The organism is Streptomyces sp. TBY4 (assembly GCF_024213195.1).
Taxonomy (GTDB): domain Bacteria; phylum Actinomycetota; class Actinomycetes; order Streptomycetales; family Streptomycetaceae; genus Streptomyces.
Window position 1 is genome coordinate 370,775 of the sequence record NZ_JANAVF010000006.1, and the last position, 21,471, is coordinate 392,245.

At 71.1% G+C, this 21,471-nt stretch carries 18 protein-coding genes; 14 read left to right on the top strand and 4 right to left on the bottom strand.

Features of this window, described 5'->3' with window-relative positions; genetic code table 11:
* Window positions 1-86: 86 nt before the first annotated feature.
* Both NLX94_RS17530 and NLX94_RS17535 read right to left on the bottom strand, forming a co-directional pair.
* Window positions 87-743: an MBL fold metallo-hydrolase gene (locus tag NLX94_RS17530; RefSeq protein WP_254383781.1), complete on the bottom strand. Its 657-nt coding sequence runs from the start codon at window positions 741-743 to the stop codon at window positions 87-89.
* Window positions 744-771: 28 nt separating this feature from the next.
* Entirely contained in the window at window positions 772-1,473 is a 702-nt protein-coding gene (locus NLX94_RS17535; protein ID WP_254383783.1) for a maleylpyruvate isomerase family mycothiol-dependent enzyme, read from the bottom strand.
* A gap of 187 nt (window positions 1,474-1,660) precedes the next feature.
* On the opposite strand from NLX94_RS17535, the gene uvrA reads away from it, so the two are divergent.
* The gene (gene uvrA, locus NLX94_RS17540) at window positions 1,661-4,648 is read left to right on the top strand and encodes an excinuclease ABC subunit UvrA (protein ID WP_254383785.1); all 2,988 of its coding nucleotides are present in this window, start codon (window positions 1,661-1,663) and stop codon (window positions 4,646-4,648) included.
* 93 nt (window positions 4,649-4,741) lie between these two features.
* Here the strand turns inward: uvrA and NLX94_RS17545 are convergent, their stop codons facing one another.
* Window positions 4,742-5,632 (bottom strand): carbohydrate kinase, encoded by an 891-nt coding sequence (locus NLX94_RS17545; RefSeq protein ID WP_254383787.1) that lies wholly within the window; start codon window positions 5,630-5,632, stop codon window positions 4,742-4,744.
* Window positions 5,633-5,718: 86 nt separating this feature from the next.
* Between NLX94_RS17545 and NLX94_RS17550 the strand changes: the two genes are divergently transcribed.
* Entirely contained in the window at window positions 5,719-6,150 is a 432-nt protein-coding gene (locus tag NLX94_RS17550; protein ID WP_254383789.1) for a Rieske (2Fe-2S) protein, read from the top strand.
* A gap of 30 nt (window positions 6,151-6,180) precedes the next feature.
* On the opposite strand, the gene NLX94_RS17555 is transcribed toward NLX94_RS17550, so the two are convergent.
* Window positions 6,181-7,149, bottom strand: a complete 969-nt coding sequence (locus NLX94_RS17555) for a hypothetical protein (RefSeq protein ID WP_254383790.1) — start codon at window positions 7,147-7,149, stop codon at window positions 6,181-6,183.
* Window positions 7,150-7,388: 239 nt separating this feature from the next.
* Between NLX94_RS17555 and NLX94_RS17560 the strand changes: the two genes are divergently transcribed.
* The 12 genes from NLX94_RS17560 (at window position 7,389) to NLX94_RS17615 (ending at window position 21,415) form a co-directional block, all read left to right on the top strand.
* Window positions 7,389-7,997 (top strand): papain-like cysteine protease family protein, encoded by a 609-nt coding sequence (locus tag NLX94_RS17560; RefSeq protein WP_254383791.1) that lies wholly within the window; start codon window positions 7,389-7,391, stop codon window positions 7,995-7,997.
* Window positions 7,998-8,031: 34 nt separating this feature from the next.
* Complete coding sequence (locus NLX94_RS17565) at window positions 8,032-8,880, top strand: hypothetical protein (protein ID WP_374683979.1); 849 nt, start codon at window positions 8,032-8,034, stop codon at window positions 8,878-8,880.
* A 96-nt stretch (window positions 8,881-8,976) separates the two neighbouring features.
* Window positions 8,977-11,010, top strand: a complete 2,034-nt coding sequence (gene uvrC / locus NLX94_RS17570) for an excinuclease ABC subunit UvrC (protein ID WP_254383793.1) — start codon at window positions 8,977-8,979, stop codon at window positions 11,008-11,010.
* Window positions 11,007-12,002: an RNase adapter RapZ gene (rapZ, locus tag NLX94_RS17575; RefSeq protein WP_254383794.1), complete on the top strand. Its 996-nt coding sequence runs from the start codon at window positions 11,007-11,009 to the stop codon at window positions 12,000-12,002. The genes uvrC and rapZ overlap by 4 nt, the downstream gene beginning before the upstream one ends.
* Window positions 11,999-13,069 (top strand): uridine diphosphate-N-acetylglucosamine-binding protein YvcK, encoded by a 1,071-nt coding sequence (gene yvcK, locus NLX94_RS17580; RefSeq protein WP_254383795.1) that lies wholly within the window; start codon window positions 11,999-12,001, stop codon window positions 13,067-13,069. The genes rapZ and yvcK overlap by 4 nt, the downstream gene beginning before the upstream one ends.
* Window positions 13,060-14,061 carry a DNA-binding protein WhiA gene (gene whiA, locus NLX94_RS17585; RefSeq protein ID WP_112449750.1) on the top strand — a complete coding sequence of 334 codons (1,002 nt, stop codon included), beginning with the start codon at window positions 13,060-13,062 and terminating at the stop codon, window positions 14,059-14,061. The genes yvcK and whiA overlap by 10 nt, the downstream gene beginning before the upstream one ends.
* Window positions 14,062-14,213: 152 nt before the next feature.
* Entirely contained in the window at window positions 14,214-17,171 is a 2,958-nt protein-coding gene (locus NLX94_RS17590; RefSeq protein ID WP_254383796.1) for a M14 family metallopeptidase, read from the top strand.
* A 208-nt stretch (window positions 17,172-17,379) separates the two neighbouring features.
* On the top strand, window positions 17,380-18,384 hold the full coding sequence (gene gap / locus NLX94_RS17595) for a type I glyceraldehyde-3-phosphate dehydrogenase (protein ID WP_254383797.1): 1,005 nt from the start codon (window positions 17,380-17,382) through the stop codon (window positions 18,382-18,384).
* Between the two features lie 141 nt (window positions 18,385-18,525).
* On the top strand, window positions 18,526-19,737 hold the full coding sequence (pgk, locus tag NLX94_RS17600) for a phosphoglycerate kinase (protein ID WP_254383798.1): 1,212 nt from the start codon (window positions 18,526-18,528) through the stop codon (window positions 19,735-19,737).
* 6 nt (window positions 19,738-19,743) lie between these two features.
* Window positions 19,744-20,520, top strand: coding sequence for a triose-phosphate isomerase (gene tpiA, locus NLX94_RS17605; protein ID WP_254383799.1), 777 nt, complete (start codon window positions 19,744-19,746; stop codon window positions 20,518-20,520).
* 150 nt (window positions 20,521-20,670) lie between these two features.
* Window positions 20,671-20,901, top strand: coding sequence for a preprotein translocase subunit SecG (gene secG, locus NLX94_RS17610; RefSeq protein WP_254383971.1), 231 nt, complete (start codon window positions 20,671-20,673; stop codon window positions 20,899-20,901).
* 178 nt (window positions 20,902-21,079) lie between these two features.
* Complete coding sequence (locus tag NLX94_RS17615) at window positions 21,080-21,415, top strand: RNA polymerase-binding protein RbpA (RefSeq protein ID WP_007263454.1); 336 nt, start codon at window positions 21,080-21,082, stop codon at window positions 21,413-21,415.
* The last annotated feature ends 56 nt before the right edge of the window (window positions 21,416-21,471 follow it).

Consider the following 21,471-nt stretch of genomic DNA (forward strand, 5'->3'; position numbering starts at 1 on the left):
CTCAGGACGTGCGTTCGGTCATCAATGACCGGAAGGAGGTGCGGTGCGGCGCGAGGTTGACGGGCCGACCCCTCCTCCGCCGCCCGCTACCAGCCGCGCTCGCGCCATTCCGCCAGGTGGGGGCGCTCGGCGCCGAGCGTGGTGTCGTTGCCGTGGCCGGGGTAGACCCAGGTCTCGTCGGGCAGCCGGTCGAAGAGCTGGCGCTCCACGTCGTCGATGAGCCGGGCGAAGGCCTTCGGGTCGCCCTGGGTGTTGCCGACGCCGCCGGGGAAGAGGCAGTCGCCGGTGAACACGTGCGGGTGGCCGTGCGGGTCGTCGTAGACGAGCGCGATCGAGCCGGGGGTGTGGCCGACCAGGTGGCGGGCGGTCAGCGTGACCCGGCCGACCGTGATCGTGTCCCCGTCCCCGACGAGCACGTCGGTGGCGACCGGGATGCCCTCGGCGTCGTGGGCGCCCGCGTACGTCCGTGCGCCGGTCGCCGCGGCGACCTCGGCCAGGGCGCCCCAGTGGTCGCCGTGCCGGTGGGTGGTGACGACGGAAGCGATGCCGTCGTCCCCGATCAGGCTCAGCAGGGTGCCCGCCTCGGCGGCCGCGTCGATGAGCAGCTGCTCATCGGTGGCCCGGCAGCGCAGCAGGTAGGCGTTGTTGTTCATCGAGCCCACCGCGACCTTGGAAATCATCAGGTCCGCGAGCTCGTGCACGTCGGCCGGACCGCCGACTTTGACCTCTCCGGTGTACGTCATGTTTCCGATCCTAAGGGTCTCGTCCGGGCTAGAGCGGGGGCAGCTCGGGGAGGTGGCCGCCTTCGATCAGCGTGAGGTGCGCGCCCTGGTCCCCGCGCCCGGCGAGCCAGCCGAGCAGCTCGTCGCGGGTGCCGCCCAGGGTGACGGGCGTGCCCTCCGTGCCACCGGTGTGCCAGGTGAGGCCGGTGCCGTCGTGCCCGAGCCACAGGGTGACCGGCGGGACGTCCGGGCGTCCCGACCAGCGGTCGGCGAGGAAGGCGATCTCGCGCTCGGCGAACTCGTCCGGGAGGTCATCCAGCTCGTAGCCGATGTTCAGGTCGACGTGGTGCAGCTCGACCTCGATCAGGCGCCGGAAGGGGACGCGGGCGGCGACGTCGGTGACTCCGTTGCGCAGCTCCACGACGCGGGTCCAGTCCTGCGGGCGCCCGGCCACGTCCTCCCAGCGGGCGGCGGAATTCCGGACGTCCTCCAGCTGTTCCAGGAGGGGCCGGCCGAAGTCGCGCTCGATGTCCGCCTCGCGGGCGGCGCCGCTCTCGTACATGGGGCGGCCCTCGAAGACGTTCACCAGGGCGTCGGCGTTGCGGGCGAGGTGGGCCAGGATGTGGCCGCGCGTCCAGCCGGGGAGATGTGACTCTTCGGCCAGAGCGGCGTTGTCCAGCTTCGCGGCCGCGGTCAGCAACCGGTCCGTGGCCTCACGGACGGATCGCAGGTCATGCGCATGGTCAATCATGCGGGCGAGCCTAGTGGTCGCCGGGCCGGCCGCACACGATCGGGTGAAGCGGTCGGCGTAGTGCCGAAAATCGAATGCACGTGCTATACGCTCGGGGTTCAGTCTCCCACTCCATCGCAGAGGCGCCCCCCAATATCCTGGGACGGGGGCCCGTGCCCCCGCTCTCTCAAGAAAGGTGCGGACCGGCGTGACCGACCGTCTCATCGTTCGTGGCGCTCGCGAGCACAACCTCAAGAACGTCTCTCTTGACCTGCCGCGCGACTCGCTCATCGTCTTCACCGGACTCTCCGGCTCGGGCAAGTCCTCCCTGGCCTTCGACACGATCTTCGCCGAGGGCCAGCGCCGCTACGTCGAGTCGCTCTCCTCCTACGCCCGCCAGTTCCTCGGGCAGATGGACAAGCCCGACGTCGACTTCATCGAGGGCCTCTCCCCGGCCGTCTCCATCGACCAGAAGTCCACCTCGCGCAACCCCCGCTCCACCGTCGGCACCATCACCGAGGTCTACGACTACCTCCGCCTGCTCTTCGCGCGCATCGGCAAGCCCCACTGCCCCGAGTGCCGCCGGCCGATCTCGCGGCAGTCGCCGCAGGCGATCGTCGACAAGGTGCTCGCGCTGCCCGAGGGCAGCCGCTTCCAGGTGCTCTCGCCGCTGGTGCGCGAGCGCAAGGGCGAGTTCGTGGACCTCTTCGCCGACCTCCAGACCAAGGGGTACAGCCGGGCCCGGGTGGACGGGGAGACGATCCAGCTCTCCGAACCGCCCGCGCTGAAGAAGCAGGAGAAGCACACCATCGAGGTGGTCATCGACCGCCTCACCGTCAAGGACAGCGCCAAGCGCCGGCTGACGGACTCCGTGGAGACCGCCCTCGGGCTCTCGGGCGGCATGGTGATCCTGGACTTCGTCGACCTCGCGGAGGACGACCCCGAGCGTGAGCGGATGTACTCCGAGCACCTCTACTGCCCGTACGACGACCTGTCCTTCGAGGAGCTGGAGCCGCGCTCCTTCTCCTTCAACTCGCCCTTCGGCGCCTGCCCCGAGTGCACCGGCATCGGTACGCGCATGGAGGTGGACCCGGAGCTGATCGTCCCGGACGAGGACAAGTCCCTGGACGAGGGCGCGGTCTCGCCGTGGGCGCTCGGCCACACCAAGGACTACTTCCAGCGGCTGATCGGCGCCCTCGCAGGGGAGCTCGGCTTCCGCACGGACATTCCGTGGGCCGGACTGCCGCTGCGGGCGAAGAAGGCCCTGCTGTACGGCCACAAGACCCAGATCGAGGTCCGCTACCGCAACCGGTACGGGCGCGAGCGGGCCTACACCACGGCCTTCGAGGGCGCGGTGCCCTTCGTCAAGCGCCGCCACTCCGAGTCCGAGAGCGACGCCAGCCGCGAGCGCTTCGAGGGCTACATGCGCGAGGTGCCGTGCCCCACCTGCGAGGGCACCCGGCTCAAGCCGATCGTGCTCGCGGTGACGGTGATGGACCGGTCCATCGCCCAGGTCGCGGCGATGTCGATCAGCGAGTGCGCGGACTTCCTCGGGCGCCTCAGGCTCGACGCCCGCGACAAGAAGATCGCCGAGCGGGTCCTCAAGGAGGTCAACGAGCGGCTCCGCTTCCTCGTCGACGTGGGCCTCGACTACCTCTCCCTCAACCGCGCCGCCGGCACCCTCTCGGGCGGCGAGGCCCAGCGCATCCGCCTCGCCACCCAGATCGGATCCGGCCTGGTGGGCGTGCTGTACGTGCTGGACGAGCCCTCCATCGGCCTGCACCAGCGGGACAACCACCGCCTGATCGAAACCCTCGTACGGCTGCGGGACATGGGCAACACGCTCATCGTCGTCGAGCACGACGAGGACACCATCAAGGTGGCCGACTGGGTCGTGGACATCGGCCCCGGCGCCGGCGAGCACGGCGGCAAGGTCGTGCACAGCGGCTCGCTGAAGGAGCTGCTGAAGAACCCGGAGTCGATCACCGGCCAGTACCTGTCCGGCAAGCGGTCCATCCCGCTCCCGGACGTACGCCGTCCCGTGGCCCCGTCGCGCAAGCTCACGGTCCACGGCGCCAAGGAGAACAACCTGCGGGACATCGACGTGTCCTTCCCGCTGGGCGTGCTCACGGCGGTGACGGGCGTATCGGGCTCGGGCAAGTCGACCCTGGTCAACGACATCCTGTACACGCACCTCGCCCGCGAGCTCAACGGCGCGCGTTCGGTTCCGGGCCGGCACACGCGGGTGGACGGCGACGACCTCGTCGACAAGGTCGTGCATGTGGACCAGTCGCCGATCGGCCGGACCCCCCGGTCCAACCCGGCCACGTACACCGGTGTCTTCGACCACGTCCGCAAGCTCTTCGCGGAGACGATGGAGGCGAAGGTGCGCGGCTACCTGCCGGGCCGCTTCTCCTTCAACGTGAAGGGCGGCCGGTGCGAGAACTGCTCCGGCGACGGCACGATCAAGATCGAGATGAACTTCCTGCCGGACGTCTACGTCCCGTGCGAGGTCTGCCACGGCGACCGGTACAACCGGGAGACGCTGGAGGTCCACTACAAGGGCAAGTCCATCGCCGAGGTCCTGAACATGCCGATCGAGGAGGCCTCGGAGTTCTTCGAGGCGGTCCCGACGATCGCGCGGCACCTGAAGACGCTGAACGAGGTGGGGCTCGGGTACGTGCGGCTCGGCCAGTCGGCGCCGACCCTGTCGGGCGGCGAGGCGCAGCGCGTGAAGCTGGCCTCGGAGCTCCAGAAGCGGTCGACGGGGCGGACGGTGTACGTCCTGGACGAGCCGACGACGGGTCTGCACTTCGAGGACATCTCGAAGCTGATCAAGGTGCTGTCGGGGCTGGTCGACAAGGGCAACACGGTGATCGTCATCGAGCACAACCTCGATGTCATCAAGACCGCGGACTGGGTCGTGGACATGGGCCCCGAGGGCGGGTACGGAGGCGGCCTCGTGGTCGCCGAGGGCACGCCGGAGCAGGTCGCCTCGGTGGGCGCGAGCCACACGGGCAAGTTCCTGCGGGACATCCTGGGGGCGGACCGCATCTCCGACGCGGCCTCCGAACCGGCCGCCGGGCCCGCGAAGAAGAAGGCTGCGCCGCGGAAGAAGGCGGCGGCCCCGGCCGCGGCGAAGAAGGCGGCGGCCCCCGCTGCCGCGAAGAAGACCGCGCGGGCCCGCAAGGCGTAGGACAGCAGGAGCCCCCGCCCCGGTGTGACGCCGGGCGGGGGCCCGGACGGTTCGCCGCGTCACGCCCATGACACGGCGGGCCCGCGGCCGCCGCTACGGCGTGGGCAGCCCTGCGCTGAGCTCGGCGGCGTACGGAGGCTCCGCGCCCGCCCGGGTGCAGGTCAGCGCCGCCGCCGCGGCGGCGTAGGACAGCACCTCGGGCCAGTTCACCGGGCCCGGGCTCCCCGCGAGCCGGTGCAGCAGGGCCGCGTTCACGGTGTCGCCCGCGCCGATGGTGTCCACCACCGCGACCCGGCGCGCGGGCACCGAGTGCTCCGCGCCCTCCCGCGTCCACACCGTCAGGCCGCCGGCCCCCCGGGTGAGCACCACCGCGGAGGGGCCCGCAGCCAGCCAGTCGGCGGGGCGGCCGCCCAGCCACGCCGCGTCCTCCTCCGACAGCTTCAGCACGCCGACGTACGGCAGCCAGGACAGGAAGCGGGCCCGGTAGGCCGCCGGGTCGGCGATCAGCGCCGGACGGATGTTGGGGTCGAGCAGGGTCAGCAGCCCGCGCCCGGACTCCCGGATCAGCAGGGCCTCGTAGGCGCCGGCCCCCGGCTCCAGCACCAGCGAACAGGTGCCGAGCGCGAGGGCCCGTACCCCCTCGGGGAGCGCGGGCGGCAGCCGGAACAGCCGGTCGGCCGTGCCCTCCACGTAGAACCCGTACGCCGCCGAGCCGTCCGGGGCCAGCGAGGGGACCGCCAGCGTCGTCGGCTCCGGGCCGCGCTGGACCAGGGAGAGGTCCACCCCGGCCGCCTCCAGCCCGCCGAGCAGCGAGGCGCCGAAGCCGTCCGTCGAGATCCGGGAGCAGAAGGCGACCGGTGCCCCGAGCCGGCCCAGCGCGAGCGCGGTGTTGTACGGTCCGCCGCCCGGCCGCGGCAGCAGGGCGCCCGGCGGCTCCGCGACGGGCACCAGGTCGATCAGGGCTTCTCCACCGACGACGATCACGCGGGGGAAGGTACCCCATCGGCCTTCGGTATCGTCGGGTGGACCCGGCACCGCCGGCGTACCCCCGGCATCACTTGGAGAACCGCATGTCCGCGTCGCAGTCCGCCGCCCGCCGTACCGTGCTCAAGGGCGCGGCCGCGCTCGCCGGGGCCGTCGGCGCCGGAGCGGCGCTCACGGCCTGCTCCACCGAGACCAACAGCGGCAACGGCAGCCCCGCGGTGCCCGCCGAGCCCGTGGAGCTGGGGGCGGCGGCCGAGGTGCCGGTCGGCGGCGCGAAGCTGTTCCGGGAGAAGAAGCTCGTGGTCAGCTGCGCGGAGGCGGGCCAGTACAAGGCGTTCAGCGCCCAGTGCACGCACTCCGGCTGTGTCCTGGACAAGATCGTCGAAGGGGAGGGCAACTGCCCCTGCCACGGCAGCCGCTTCGACGTGACCACGGGCAAGGCCGTGCGCGGCCCGGCCACCGACCCGCTGCCGGAGGTCCCGGTGAAGGTCGAGGGCGGCAAGCTCATCGCGGGCTGACCGGCGCCCCGGCCCCGGCCCGGCCCGGGGTCACTCCCAGTCCCACCCGATGCCCAGGATCCCGCGCCGCACCCCCTGCTCCACCAGGTGCACGGCCCGGTGCGGCCCGCTCGGGACCAGGTCCGCGAGCCGCCCGCGCGGGGCGTCCGGCCCGCTGCGGGTGAAGCGGCGGCAGCGCACCGGCAGCGCCGCCTCGTCGAAGCGGACCTGCAGCACGTACTGCCCGCCCGCGTAGCTGAAGCCGCGCACGTACTCGGAGCTGCGGCCGGCGGTGCCGTCCTCGAAGCCGTAGCCGAAGACGTAGGTGTCCCCGGCGCGCAGCCGGGCGTCGAAGAGCAGCTCGGCGACGACCAGCTCCGCTTCGGGGTGGCGCCGGATCCGCCCGGTCCGGCAGTTCTCGTCGGCCCGGACCCGGATCCGCTCCGGGTCACAGCCCGGGTCGCCGTGGTGGACCGCGATGTACCGGTCGACCCCGTCCCGGTGGGCCCGTACGACGTGCTGCGATTCGCGGCCGAGCAGCTCCCCGGCGGCTCCGATCCACACCCGCTCGTGGTGGCCGACGGTGTGCAGGCCGCCGTCGGCGGGCAGTTCCATGCCGGCCAGCAGCGTCTCGACGGCCGCGCCCACGCTGAACAGCGCCCGGTACGAGCGGGCCGGCGGCCGGGCCGTCGCGGAGGCGGCGGGATCCGGCGCGGCCAGGAGCCGCAGCAGGGCGCCCTCGGGCAGTTCCAGGATCTGCTCCAGGGCCCGTACGGCCTTCAGGGACTCGGGGCGGGCCGGCCGCCGGGCCCCCTGCTGCCAGTAGCTGAGGCTCGTCACGCCGAGCTTGATGCCGCGGGCGGCGAGCCGGTGCTGCACCCGGTGCAGGGGCAGGCCGCGGGCGGCGAGGGCGGCGCGGAGCGCGAGGTGGAAGGGGCCGTCGCGGAGCAGCCGCGGCAGCTCGCCGGCGCTGTACGGCGGGGGGCCGTCCGGGAGCGTGTCGTTCGCGCTCGACCGCATGGCGGCTCCTCCTGTGAACGTTCACGCGAAGCGATGCGGGCGGTCCGGCGGGTGGCGCCCGTGGCGGCGGTGGGTCCAGGTCGGGTGACGGCGGACGTTCACACTCTGGCCCCACCGTTCACACCGCGATGTCACGCCGTATTGAAGCGTGTTGACCTGTTCCCGACAACACCCCGATGCTCCTCCACAGCGTCCGGACGCGCTCCTCCACCCCCACTCCCCACCTCGGGAGGAACGCGATGCGCAACCGAAACCGGCGGCTCACCCTGGCCGCCTTCACCGCCGCCCTGCTCCTCGTCCTGCCCACCGCTGCCGCCACCGCCGCCGATGCCGCCGGCACGGGCACCACCACGACCGCCGCGGCCCTGGCCTCCAAGCGGCTGAACATCACCATGCAGGCCCAGCAGAAGACCAACTGGTGCTGGGCCGCCGGTGGCAACACCATCGCCACCTGGTTCGGCCGCAACTACAGCCAGAACCAGTTCTGCAACGCGGCCTTCAACCGCCAGCAGGGCTACGACTGCCCCAACAACCAGGCCACCCTGGGCAACGTGCAGACCGGCCTGCGCTGGGCCGGCATCAACGCCGGTTCCTACGTGAACGGCTGGCTCCAGTACTCCACGGTCCAGACCGAGATCAACGCCAACCGCCCGATCGAGACCCGCATCCAGTGGTCCAACGGCGGTGGCCACATGCACGTGATCTACGGCTACGACACCGCGAACAGCTGGGTGTACTGGGGAGACCCGTGGCCCTCCAGCGACCGCTACAACTGGGCCTCGCACGCCTGGTACGTGGACAACAGCACCTTCTCCTGGACCCACTCGCTCTACCGGATCGGGGCGTGACCTCATGGCTTCCCGCCTCATGGCTTCCGGCCTCATGAACGGCCGTCTCGTGAAGGGCCGGCCCGCCCTGAATCCCCGTCTCGCCGCCGCGGCCGTCGCCGCGACCGCCGTCCTGGCCCTGGCCCCCGCCCAGGCCTCCGCGGCACCCGTTCCGCAGCCCCCGGCCGCCACCGCCGAGAACCTCGCCGACGCCGCACGGACGGCGGCGGCCCCCGACACCCTCGCCACCCTGTCCCGCTTCTTCGCCCGCGAGGGCAAGGTCACGCTCGCCGCGGCGCAGCCCCGCATCGAGGGCGGGGCGGTTCCCGTGCACTACCTCTCACCGGAGTTCGTCGCCGGGAAGCCCGGCGCGGGTGTGGCCCGGCTGGAGTTCCTCGCCAGCAGGGCCGTCTCCTCCGACGGACAGCAGGCCGCCCTGTGGACCGCGAGGACCGAAGCGGGCTGGCAGGTGGTGAACATCGCCACCGGCGACGACGAGTTCCGCTACGCACGGCTCGGCGCGGAGAAGCTCCCCGGCGGCACCGTGTTCCGCGAGCCCCAGATCGACGCCTGGTACGTGGCCGGCGGCGAGCGGGTGCTGCCCCTGGACGAGGACGCCGTGACGGCCGTCGGCGCGCAGGGCACGAGCCTGGCCGCCTACCGGACGCGGGTCGTGAAGGCCTACGGGGACAAGCTGCCGGGATCCGCCTACGGCAAGTCCGGGAAGGCCGGTGGCTTCGCCCCCACGGAGGCCAAGGCCACGGACGCCACCGCATCGGCCGCGTCCTCCGCGGACGCCCTCGCCGGACTCCCGATGACCGCCGGAGCCGTGGCTCTGGCACTGGGCGCGGCCGGCGCGCTGGCCGTGCGGCGCGCCCGGCGGCAGCGGGTGGTGCGGGCGTAGCCACCCGAGGGGTCCGGCCGTCCGGCCGCCTGCCGGGCGGCCGGACCCCGCGGGGCCGGGGCCCGCTTGTCGGCGGGCGACAGTAGGGTGGCTGGCATGGCCGACCCTTCCAGCTACCGCCCCGAGCCGGGACAGGTCCCCGACTCCCCGGGGGTCTACAGATTCCGCGACGAGCACCGCCGGGTGATCTACGTCGGGAAGGCCAAGAGCCTGCGCCAGCGGCTGGCCAACTACTTCCAGGACCTCGCCGGGCTGCACCCCCGTACCGCCACCATGGTGACCACGGCCGCCTCCGTCGAGTGGACCGTGGTCTCCACCGAGGTCGAGGCGCTCCAGCTCGAGTACTCCTGGATCAAGGAGTACGACCCCCGGTTCAACGTCAAGTACCGGGACGACAAGAGCTACCCCTCCCTCGCCGTCACCATGAACGAGGACTATCCGCGGGTCCAGGTCATGCGCGGGCCCAAGAAGAAGGGCGTGCGCTACTTCGGCCCGTACGGGCACGCCTGGGCCATCCGCGAGACCGTCGACCTGATGCTCCGGGTCTTCCCCGTCCGGACCTGCTCCGCCGGGGTGTTCAAGCGGTCCGCCCAGATCGGCCGCCCCTGCCTCCTCGGCTACATCGGCAAGTGCTCCGCGCCCTGCGTCGGCCGGGTCACCCCCGAGGAGCACCGCGAACTCGCCGAGGACTTCTGCGACTTCATGGCCGGCCGCACCGGCACCTACCTCACCCGCCTCGAACAGCAGATGCACGAGGCAGCCGAGGAGATGGAGTACGAGAAGGCAGCCCGGCTGCGCGACGACATAGGGGCCCTGCGCCGGGCCATGGAGAAGAACGCGGTCGTGCTCGCCGACGCCACCGACGCCGACCTGTTCGCGGTCGCCGAGGACGAGCTCGAGGCGGCCGTGCAGATCTTCCACGTCCGCGGCGGCCGGGTCAGGGGCCAGCGCGGCTGGGTCACCGACAAGGTCGAGGCCGTGGACACCGCCGGGCTGGTCGAGCACGCCCTCCAGCAGCTGTACGGGGAGGAGAAGGGCGAGGCCGTCCCCAAGGAGGTGCTGGTCCCCGCGCTCCCCGAGGACACCCCGGCGCTGAGCCAGTGGCTCGCCGAGCGGCGCGGTTCGCAGGTGAGCCTGCGCATCCCGCAGCGCGGGGACAAGAAGGCGCTGATGGAGACCGTCCACCGCAACGCCCAGCAGTCCCTCGCCCTGCACAAGACCAAGCGCGCCGCCGACCTCACCACCCGGTCGCGGGCCCTGGAGGAGATCGCCGAGGCGCTGGAGCTGGACGGCGCGCCGCTGCGCATCGAGTGCTTCGACATCTCCCACCTGCAGGGCGACGACGTCGTGGCCTCGATGGTCGTCTTCGAGGACGGGCTGGCGCGCAAGAGCGAGTACCGCCGCTTCCAGATCAAGTCCTTCGAGGGGCAGGACGACGTCCGCTCCATGCACGAGGTGGTCTCCCGGCGCTTCCGCCGCTATCTCCAGGAGAAGCTGAAGACGGGGGAGTGGTCGCCCGAGGATGCCGAGGACGCCCTCGGCGGGGGAACCGGACCGGACGCCGCCGAGGACGACGGGCGCCCCAAGCGCTTCGCGTACCCACCGCAGCTCGTCGTGGTCGACGGCGGGCAGCCCCAGGTGGCCGCCGCCAAGCGGGCCCTGGAGGAGCTGGGGATCGACGACGTCGCCGTGTGCGGCCTCGCCAAGCGGCTGGAGGAGGTCTGGCTGCCCGGGGAGGACGACCCGGTGGTGCTGCCCCGCAGCAGCGAGGGCCTGTACCTGCTCCAGCGGGTCCGTGACGAAGCCCACCGCTTCGCCATCCAGTACCAGCGCAACAAGCGCGGCAAGCGACTGAAGGCCGGCCCCCTCGACGAGGTCCCCGGACTGGGCGAAACCCGCAGGCTGGCCCTGATCAAGCACTTCGGTTCGGTGAAAAAGCTGAGACAGGCGACAATCGACCAGATCTGCGAGGTCCCGGGCATAGGCCGCAAGACGGCCGAGACCGTGGCCGCGGCCCTCGCCCAGGCGGTTCCCGCCGGTCCCGCCGTCAATACGGCGACCGGGGAGATCATTGAGGATGAGACCCCCGCGTCCGCGGGAGCAGCATCCGATCGGGGGACCGAGCAATGACCGAGCGCGAAACCCGGCACGACCGAGGATCCGAGCAGGATCCCGGGCACGCCATCGCATCCGAGTACGACCGAGACGGAGCACAGGTGAGTACGGGCACGACAGTGGAGCCCGGAGAGACCGCCGAGGCGGCCATCCCCGAGCTGGTGATCATCTCCGGCATGTCCGGGGCCGGCCGCAGTACGGCGGCCAAGTGCCTGGAGGACCTCGGCTGGTTCGTCGTCGACAACCTCCCGCCCGCGCTGATCACCACCATGGTGGAACTCGGCGCCCGCTCGCAGGGCAACGTGGCGCGCATCGCCGTCGTCGTCGACGTCCGGGGCCGCCAGTTCTTCGACGCGCTGCGCGAATCCCTCGCCGACCTGGAGGCCCGCGGGGTCACCCGGCGGATCGTCTTCCTGGAGTCCTCGGACGACGCGCTCGTCCGCCGCTTCGAGTCGGTCCGCCGCCCGCACCCGCTCCAGGGCGACGGCCGCATCGTCGACGGCATCGCGGCCGAGCGCGACCTGCTGCGCGAGCTGCGCGGCGACGCCGACCTCGTCATCGACACCTCCAGCCTGAACGTGCACGAGCTGCGCGCCAAGATGGACGCCCAGTTCGCGGGCGACGAGGAGCCCGAGCTGCGGGCCACCGTCATGTCCTTCGGCTACAAGTACGGGCTCCCCGTCGACGCCGACCTCGTCGTCGACTGCCGCTTCATCCCCAACCCGCACTGGGTCCCGGAGCTGCGGCCCTTCACCGGCCTGAACGAGGAGGTGTCGGGCTACGTCTTCAGCCAGCCCGGCGCCAAGGAGTTCCTCGACCGCTACACCGAGCTGCTCCAGCTCATCGCCACCGGCTACCGCCGCGAGGGCAAGCGGTACGTGACCATCGCGGTCGGCTGTACCGGCGGCAAGCACCGCAGCGTCGCCATGTCGGAGAAGCTCGCCGCCCGCCTCGCCTCCGAAGGAGTCGAGACCGTCGTCGTCCACAGGGACATGGGGCGCGAGTGACCGGACGTACCATGCGGCTCCGCCGCCTGCGCCGGCTCACCACCGGCAAGGGCGAGGGCGGCGCGGGCCGTACGGGCCTGCGCCGCGGCGAGGCCTCCGAGGTGGCGGCCCCCAAGGTCGTGGCGCTGGGCGGCGGCATGGGCCTGTCGGCCTCGCTGACCGCCCTGCGCCGGATCACGGGCGAGCTGACCGCCGTCGTCACCGTCGCCGACGACGGCGGCTCCAGCGGCAGGCTGCGCGAGGAGCTCGGCGTCCTGCCGCCCGGGGACCTGCGCAAGGCGCTGGCCGCGCTGTGCGGGGACGACGACTGGGGCCAGACCTGGTCGCGGGTGATCCAGCACCGGTTCCAGTCCCAGGGCGACCTGCACGAGCACGCCGTCGGCAATCTACTGATCGTCGCCCTGTGGGAACAGCTCGGCGACCCCGTCCAGGCCCTGGACCTCGTCGGCAAGCTGCTCGGCGCCCAGGGCCGGGTGCTGCCGATGTCGGCCGTCCCGCTGGAGCTCCAGGCCCTGGTCAAGGGGCACGATCCGGCCCGCCCGGACGACGTGGACACCGTACGGGGGCAGGCCACCGTGGCCCTGACCCCCGGCGAGGTGCTCTCCGTTCAGGTGGTGCCGAGCGACCCGCCGGCGGTGCCGGAAGCGGTCGCGGCGGTCCTCGACGCGGACTGGGTCGTGCTCGGTCCGGGGTCCTGGTTCTCCTCGGTGATTCCGCACCTGCTGGTGCCCGAACTGCTCGACGCGCTGATCGAGACGAAGGCCCGGAGGGTGCTCTCGCTGAACCTCGCGCCACAACCCGGCGAAACAGAGGGCTTCTCTCCGCAGCGTCATTTGGAGGTTTTGGCCCGACACGCCCCTAAACTCGCCCTGGACGTGGTGCTGGCCGATCAGGCTGCCGTGCCCGATCGCGAGTCCCTCGCCGATGCCGCAAAACGGTTCGGTGCCGCGGTCGAGCTGGCGCCGGTTGCCCGGCAGGACGGCTCTCCGAAGCATGATCCGGAGCTGCTGGCCGCCGCGTACGACCGTATTTTTCGGATGCATGGAAGGATCGGCCCATGGCGATGACGCCCGCGGTGAAGGATGAGATCGCCCGCCTGCCTGTCACCCGCACCTGCTGCAGGAAGGCGGAGGTCTCGGCGATCCTTCGGTTCGCGGGCGGGTTGCACCTGGTGAGCGGCCGGATCGTCATCGAGGCGGAACTGGACGCGGGGATCGCGGCCCGCCGCCTGCGCAAGGACATCCTGGAGATCTTCGGGCACTCCTCGGATCTGGTGATCATGGCTCCGGGCGGCCTGCGCCGGGGCAACCGGTACGTGGTCCGCGTGGTCGCCGGCGGCGACCAGCTCGCCCGCCAGACCGGCCTCGTGGACGGCCGCGGCCGTCCGATCCGGGGTCTTCCCCCGCAGGTGGTCTCCGGGGCCACCTGCGATGCCGAGGCGGCCTGGCGCGGGGCCTTCCTGGCCCACGGCTCGCTGACCGAGCCGGGCCGGTCCTCCTCCCTGGAGGTCACCTGCCCCGGTCCGGAGGCGGCCCTGGCGCTGGTGGGTGCCGCCCGCCGGCTCTCCATCGCCGCGAAGGCCCGCGAGGTCCGCGGCGTGGACCGGGTCGTCGTACGGGACGGGGACGCCATCGGCGCCCTGCTGACCCGGCTCGGCGCGCACGACTCGGTGCTGGCCTGGGAGGAGCGGCGGATGCGGCGCGAGGTCCGCGCCACCGCCAACCGCCTCGCCAACTTCGACGACGCCAACCTGCGCCGCTCGGCGCGGGCCGCGGTGGCCGCCGGAGCGCGGGTCCAGCGGGCCCTGGAGATCCTCGCCGAGGAGGTCCCCGAGCACCTCGCCGCCGCCGGCCGGCTGCGCATGGAGCACAAGCAGGCCTCCCTGGAGGAGCTGGGCGCGCTCGCCGACCCGCCGCTGACCAAGGACGCGGTCGCGGGCCGGATCCGCCGCCTGCTGGCGATGGCCGACAAGCGGGCCCAGGACCTCGGGATCCCGGGCACCGAGTCGAACCTCGACCTCAGCGACAGCGAGGAGCTGGCCGACAACATGGCCGGCTGAGCAATTACGGCACAAGGGGCCCGCACGATCACTCGTGCGGGCCCCTTTTCGGTAGGCCCCATTGACATGAGCATGGGCTGGTCGTGAGCCTGTCGTCCGAAGCTTTCGTGGCAGACGGGAGCTTTCGTGGCAGACGACGCCCAGGGGGGCACATGAGGCACCGCGCGAGATCGATCCTCGCCGCAAGCGCATTCGTCTTCGGCACCACACTGGCCGCCCTACCCGCGGCGGCCCAGCCCCAGCCCGGTGAGGGGGGCCGGTCCGCGGCCGACGAGGTACGGGTCTACGACGCCGACATCACCAAGGAGCAGGTCCCGCTGGTCCTGGCGGCCGGCCAGGACGCGCACGAGCTCTCCGAGCGCGCCCCGGAGACCGGGACCGCCAAGGTCGAGCTCTTCCTCACCGGCGGCCAGGCCAAGGAGCTGGCGGCCCAGGGCGTCAAGCTCGCCGAGCGCAAGGTCCCGGCCAAGGCCGCGGCGCGCTCGCTGGCGGCCGGCGACGGGGTCTTCCGCCCGTACAGCGGCAAGGGCGGGCTCCAGGAGGAGATCCTGCGCACCGCCCAGGAGAACCCGGGGCTGACCAAGGTCGTCTCCATCGGCAAGACCGTCCAGGGCAAGGACATCCTCGCCCTGAAGGTCACCAAGGACGCCAAGAGGTCCAGGGACGGCGGCAAGCCCTCCACGCTGTTCATGTCGAACCAGCACGCCCGCGAGTGGATCACCCCCGAGATGACCCGGCGGCTGATGCACCACACCCTCGACAACTACGGCAAGGACGCCCGGATCACCAAGCTGGTGGACTCCACCGAGCTGTGGTTCCTGCTGTCCGCCAACCCCGACGGCTACGACTACACCTTCGCCCCCGACGGCCAGCGGCTGTGGCGCAAGAACCTGCGCGACAACAACGCCGACGGGAAGATCACCGCGGGCGACGGCGTCGACCTCAACCGCAACTTCACCTACAAGTGGGGCTACGACAACGAGGGCTCCTCGCCCAACGAGTCGAGCGAGACCTACCGCGGCGCCAAGCCCGGCTCCGAGCCCGAGACCGCCGCCCTGGACGGGTTCCAGAAGCGCATCGGCTTCGACTACGCCATCAACTACCACTCCGCCGCCGAGCTGATCCTGTACGGCGTGGGCTGGCAGGTGGCCACCCCCACCCCCGACGACATCGCCTACAAGGCGCTCGCCGGCACCCCGGACAACCCGGCCGTCCCGGGCTACTACCCCCAGGTCTCCTCCGAGCTCTACACCACCAACGGCGAAGCGGACAGCCACGCGTCCAACGTCAACGGCATCATGATGTTCACGCCGGAGATGACCACCTGCCAGACGGCCTCCGCGATCGACCCGGCCGACCAGTGGAAGCCCGAGGACTGCGCCTCCGGCTTCAACTTCCCGGACGACGAGAAGCTCATCCAGGCCGAGTTCGCCAAGAACATCCCCTTCGCGCTCTCCGTGGCCGAGAGCGCCGAACGCCCGGACCAGCCGAAGTCCTCCGTGGGCCTGACCGCCGCGGACTTCACCCTGGACCCCTTCACCACCTCCTACGCGGCCCGCGGCCAGGACCAGAAGGTCGCCGTCACGGCCCGCAAGGCGCTGAAGGACAAGGAGCTCAACTACCGGATCAACGGCGGCCGCACCCACGACGAGGACCTCAAGGCCTGGAAGGGCGGCGAGGTCTACGGCGGCGGGGACAACCACTGGTTCGACGAGTACCGGGCCGAGGTCGAGGGCGCGAAGCCCGGCGACAAGGTCGAGGTCTGGTTCACCGGCCGCGACCGCGGCAAGAAGGTCTCCAGCGAGCACTTCACCTACACGGTGGCCGCACGGCCGCGCGCCGACGTGCTGGTGGTCGCCGAGGAGGGCGCCCCGGCGCAGCACGCGCAGGCCTACGTGGACGCCCTGAAGGCCAACGGCAAGAGCGCGGCGGTCTGGGACGTGGCCGTCCAGGGCGCCCCGCACCACCTCGGAGTCCTCTCCCACTTCCGTACGGCCGTCCACTACACCGGGGCCAAGTCCCCGGGCGGCGACACCCAGCTGGCGGTGCGCGACTACCTCAACGAGGGCGGCAAGCTGATTGAGGCCGGCGAGCTGGCGGGCGGCAACGCCCAGGTCGGCCGCGCCGTGACCAACGACTTCAGCCAGTACTTCCTCGGTGCCTATGGCCGCGCCGGGGTCACCGGCCCCACCGGCTTCACCGGCGCGGGCTCCCTGACCGGGGCCGGTGGCGCGCTCGGCGACGCCGCGGGCAACCCGCTCGACCGCCCGGGCTCCTACACGGTCACCTCCGACACCCTGCCCGTGGCGCAGTTCCCGCAGTTCAAGAGCGCGCAGTCGGGCCAGTACGCCGGAGTCGTGAACCCGTATGCCCCGTACGCCGGCGCGTCCATGGCCTCGGCCACGCACGCGGACGACGACTGGAAGCGCCTCACCCGCACCATCGACCTCACCGGGGTCACCGCGGCCGACCAGCCGAAGCTCAAGATGGCGCTCAACTGGAACACCGAGGAGGGCTACGACCACGCGGTCCTGGAGGCCCGTACCGCGGGCGGCAACGACTGGACCACGCTGCCCGAGGCGAGCGGCCTGACCTCCACCACCGTTCCGGAGGAGTGCGGGGCCGGGTTCTTCATCAACGGCCACCCGTTCCTGCGCCAGTACCTCACCCTCGACGCGGGCGGCTGCACTCCCGCAGGCACCAGCGGCCAGTGGAACTCCTTCACGGCCTCCTCCGGCGGCTGGAAGCAGGTCTCCTTCGACCTGAGCATGTACGCGGGCAAGACCGTCGAGGTCTCCCTCGCCTACATCACCGACCCGGGCTCGGGCGGTCGCGGGGTCTTCGCGGACGAGGCCCGCGTATCGGTCCGCGGCGCGGACCAGGCGGTCGAGGGCTTCGAGTCCTCGCTCGGTGTCTGGACCGCCCAGGGCGCACCTGCCGGAAGCCCTGATGTTCCGGGCGATTGGTCCCGGTCGGGCGAGCTGTTCAAGTCCTACGCCTCCGTCACTACGCGTGACACCGTGCTCCTCGGCTTCGGCCTGGAGCACGTGCCAGCCGCGGCCGACCGCGCCGTACTCGTCGGTAAGGCGCTGCGCTCGCTGAACCACTGATCAGAGACCCCGACCGCGCTCACCGTGAGTGACCGGGCACAAGGTCCCCGAGGTCCCGTACTCGTCTTGGAGTGCGGGGCTTCGGGGCGTGTCAGAGGCTGCTCGATGTCACTCAAAAGCTCACGGAGAGGTAGGGTCGTAAGCGGTCGGGGACATCCCATACAGCTCGCCGGCGGACAGGCCGGCGCACCAACGAGGAGATCGGTTCGTGACGATCCGCGTAGGCATCAATGGTTTTGGCCGAATTGGCCGTAACTACTTCCGGGCGCTCCTGAAGCAGGGAGCGGACATCGAGATCGTCGGTGTCAACGACCTGACGGACAACGCGACCCTGGTTCACCTGCTCAAGTACGACACCATCCTGGGTCGTCTCGAGGCCGAGGTCAGCCACACCGCCGACACCATCACCGTTGGCGGCAACACCTTCAAGACCTTCGCCGAGCGTGACCCCGCGAACCTCCCCTGGGGCGAGCTGGGTGCCGACATCGTCATCGAGTCGACCGGCATCTTCACGAAGAAGGCCGACGCCGCCAAGCACATCGCGGCCGGCGCGAAGAAGGTCCTCATCTCGGCTCCGGCCAAGGACGAGGACATCACGATCGTGATGGGCGTCAACCAGGACAAGTACGACGCGGCCAACCACCACGTCATCTCCAACGCCTCCTGCACCACCAACTGCGTGGCGCCGATGGCCAAGGTCCTCCTCGAGAACTTCGGCATCGTCAAGGGCATGATGACGACGGTCCACGCGTACACGAACGACCAGCGCATCCTGGACTTCCCGCACTCGGACCTGCGCCGGGCGCGCGCGGCCGCCGAGAACATCATCCCGACCACCACGGGGGCCGCCAAGGCCACCGCGCTGGTCATCCCGGAGCTGGCGGGCAAGCTCGACGGCATCGCGATGCGCGTTCCGGTCCCCACCGGTTCCGTGACCGACCTGGTCATCGAGCTGGAGCGCGAAGTCACCAAGGACGAGGTCAACTCGGCCTTCCAGAAGGCTTCTCAGGGCCAGCTCAAGGGCATCCTGGACTACACCGAGGACGCGATCGTCTCTTCCGACATCGTGAACTGGCCGTACTCCTGCACCTTCGACTCCTCCCTGACCATGGTCCAGGGCAAGAGCGTCAAGGTCATCGGCTGGTACGACAACGAGTGGGGCTACTCCAACCGCCTCGTCGACCTGACCGTGTTCGTCGGCGGTCAGCTCTAAGCACCAAGGCAAGGCACCACGATGTGAGCACCGGGGCTCGGGCAGCGCGATGAAGCGCTGTACGGGCCCTGTTGCTTGCCTCGTACCCCTCTCGCCCCGCACGGGTAAAGTCCCGGGCAGGGAAAAGGAGTAGAAAACAGCATGAAGACGATCGACGAACTTCTCGCCGAGGGCGTGTCCGGCAAGCGTGTCTTCGTACGCGCCGACCTGAACGTGCCGCTCTCGAACGGCGAGATCACCGACGACGGCCGCATCCGCGCCGTGCAGCCCACCATCGCGAAGCTCGCCGAGGCCGGCGCCCGCGTGGTTGTGGCCTCGCACCTGGGCCGCCCCAAGGGCGCCCCGGACCCGGCCTTCTCGCTGGCGCCCGCCGCCGCCCGCCTCGGCGAGCTGCTCGGCACGGACGTCGCGTTCGCCACCGACACGGTCGGCGCCTCCGCCAAGGAGACCGTCGCCGCCCTCGCCGACGGCAAGGTCGCCGTCATCGAGAACCTGCGCTTCAACGCCGGTGAGACCTCGAAGGACGACGCCGAGCGCGGCGCCTTCGCGGACCAGCTCGCCGAGCTGGCCGACATCTACGTCGGCGACGGCTTCGGCGCTGTCCACCGCAAGCACGCCTCGGTCTTCGACCTCCCCGCGCGCCTCCCGCACGCGGCCGGCTACCTCATCGCCACCGAGGTCGGCGTCCTGAAGAAGCTGACCGCCGAGGTCAAGCGCCCGTACGTGGTCATCCTCGGCGGCGCCAAGGTCTCCGACAAGCTCGCCGTCATCGACGAGCTGCTCGGCAAGGCCGACCGCCTCCTCATCGGCGGCGGCATGGCGTACACCTTCCTCTACGCCAAGGGCTACGAGGTCGGCATCTCCCTGCTCCAGAAGGACCAGGTGGACGTCGTCAAGGAGTACATGCAGCGCGCCGAGGCCAACGGTGTCGAGCTGGTCCTCCCGGTCGACATCCTCGCCTCCAAGGACTTCCCGGACCTGAAGACCAAGGCTCCCGCGGACTTCATCACCGTCGACGCGGACAAGATCCCCGCCGACCAGGAGGGTCTGGACATCGGTCCCAAGACCCGCGAGCTGTACGCCTCGAAGATCGCCGATGCCGAGACCGTCTTCTGGAACGGTCCGGTGGGCGTCTTCGAGCACCCCGACTACGCCGGCGGCACGCGCGCCATTGCGCAGGCCCTCGTCGACAGCAGCGCCTTCACCGTCGTCGGCGGTGGCGACTCGGCCGCCGCCGTGCGCACGCTCGGCTTCGACGAGAACGCTTTCGGCCACATTTCGACCGGTGGCGGCGCCTCCCTCGAGTACCTCGAGGGCAAGACGCTCCCCGGCCTCGCCGCACTGGAGGTCTGAACCCGTATGACCACGCGTACCCCGCTGATGGCGGGCAACTGGAAGATGAACCTCAACCACCTCGAGGCCATCGCCCACGTCCAGAAGCTCGCCTTCGCCCTGGCCGACAAGGACTACGACGCCGTCGAGGTCGCGGTCCTGCCGCCCTTCGTCGACCTCCGCTCGGTCCAGACCCTGGTCGACGGCGACAAGCTGAAGATCAAGTACGGCGCCCAGGACATCTCGGCGCACGACTCCGGTGCCTACACCGGCGAGATCTCCGGCCCGATGCTGTCGAAGCTGAAGTGCACGTTCGTGGCCGTCGGCCACAGCGAGCGCCGTCAGTACCACGGCGAGAACGACGAGATCTGCAACGCCAAGGTCAAGGCCGCCTACAAGCACGGGATCACCCCGATCCTGTGCGTCGGCGAGGGCCTGGACATCCGCAAGGCCGGCCAGCAGGTCCAGTACACGCTGGCCCAGCTCGACGGCGGCCTCAAGGACGTCCCGGCCGAGCAGGTCGAATCCATCGTGATCGCGTACGAGCCCGTCTGGGCGATCGGGACCGGCGAGGTCGCCACCCCCGAGGACGCGCAGGAGGTCTGCGGTGCCATCCGCGTCCGCCTCGCGGAGCTGTACTCGCAGGAGCTGGCCGACAAGGTCCGCATCCAGTACGGCGGCTCGGTCAAGTCCGGCAACATCGCCGCGATCATGGCCCAGCCCGACGTCGACGGCGCCCTGATCGGCGGCGCGGCGCTGGACGCGGACGAGTTCGTGAAGATCGTCCGGTTCCGCGACCAGTGACGGTCATCGTGAGTATGCGGTAGGGCGGATCCGTCGTACCCTTGCGGGGGCCAGCAGGCTGAATCAGCCGCTGGCCCCCGTGCTCGTTATCGGCACTGCGGGAACGCCGGAAAGCCAGTAAAGCCACGAAAGTAGGAATCAGCCGTGATTATGGGGTTCGAGATCGCCCTGGTCGTCTTCAGCGCCCTGCTGATGCTGCTCGTGCTGATGCACAAGGGCAAGGGCGGCGGCCTTTCCGACATGTTCGGCGGCGGCATGCAGTCGTCGGTCGGCGGCTCCTCGGTCGCGGAGCGCAACCTGGACCGCATCACCGTGGTGGTCGGCCTGCTCTGGTTCGCGTGCATCGTCGTGCTCGGCCTGCTCGTGAAGACCAACAGCTGAACCGTTCTGGTCATTCCGGCGGTCCGGTCGGCTCCCCCCGGCCTATCATGAGGTCCGGCGTCCTTGTCTGGAATGGGTAACTCCACTCCTGGACGGGCGCCCTGCCTTACGTAGACTTGGGCGCCCGCGACGGAATCCACTCACGTTTCGCGGCACCATCACGCAGGGAGTTACGACCGTGGCAAGTGGCAACGCGATCCGTGGCAGTCGGGTCGGAGCGGGGCCGATGGGTGAGGCCGAGCGCGGCGAGTCCGCGCCCCGCCTGCGCATCTCCTTCTGGTGCTCGAACGGGCACGAGACGCAGCCGAGCTTCGCCAGCGACGCGCAGGTGCCGGATACCTGGGACTGCCCGCGCTGCGGGTTCCCGGCCGGCCAGGACCGGGACAACCCGCCCGCGCCGCCGCGCACCGAGCCGTACAAGACGCACCTGGCGTACGTACGGGAGCGGCGGACGGACGCCGACGGCGAGGCGATCCTCGCCGAGGCGCTCGCCAAACTGCGCGGCGAGATCTGACGCGTGCCAGATGAACAACTGATGTGACGACCGGCCCGGCCCGCAAGAGTCTTCTC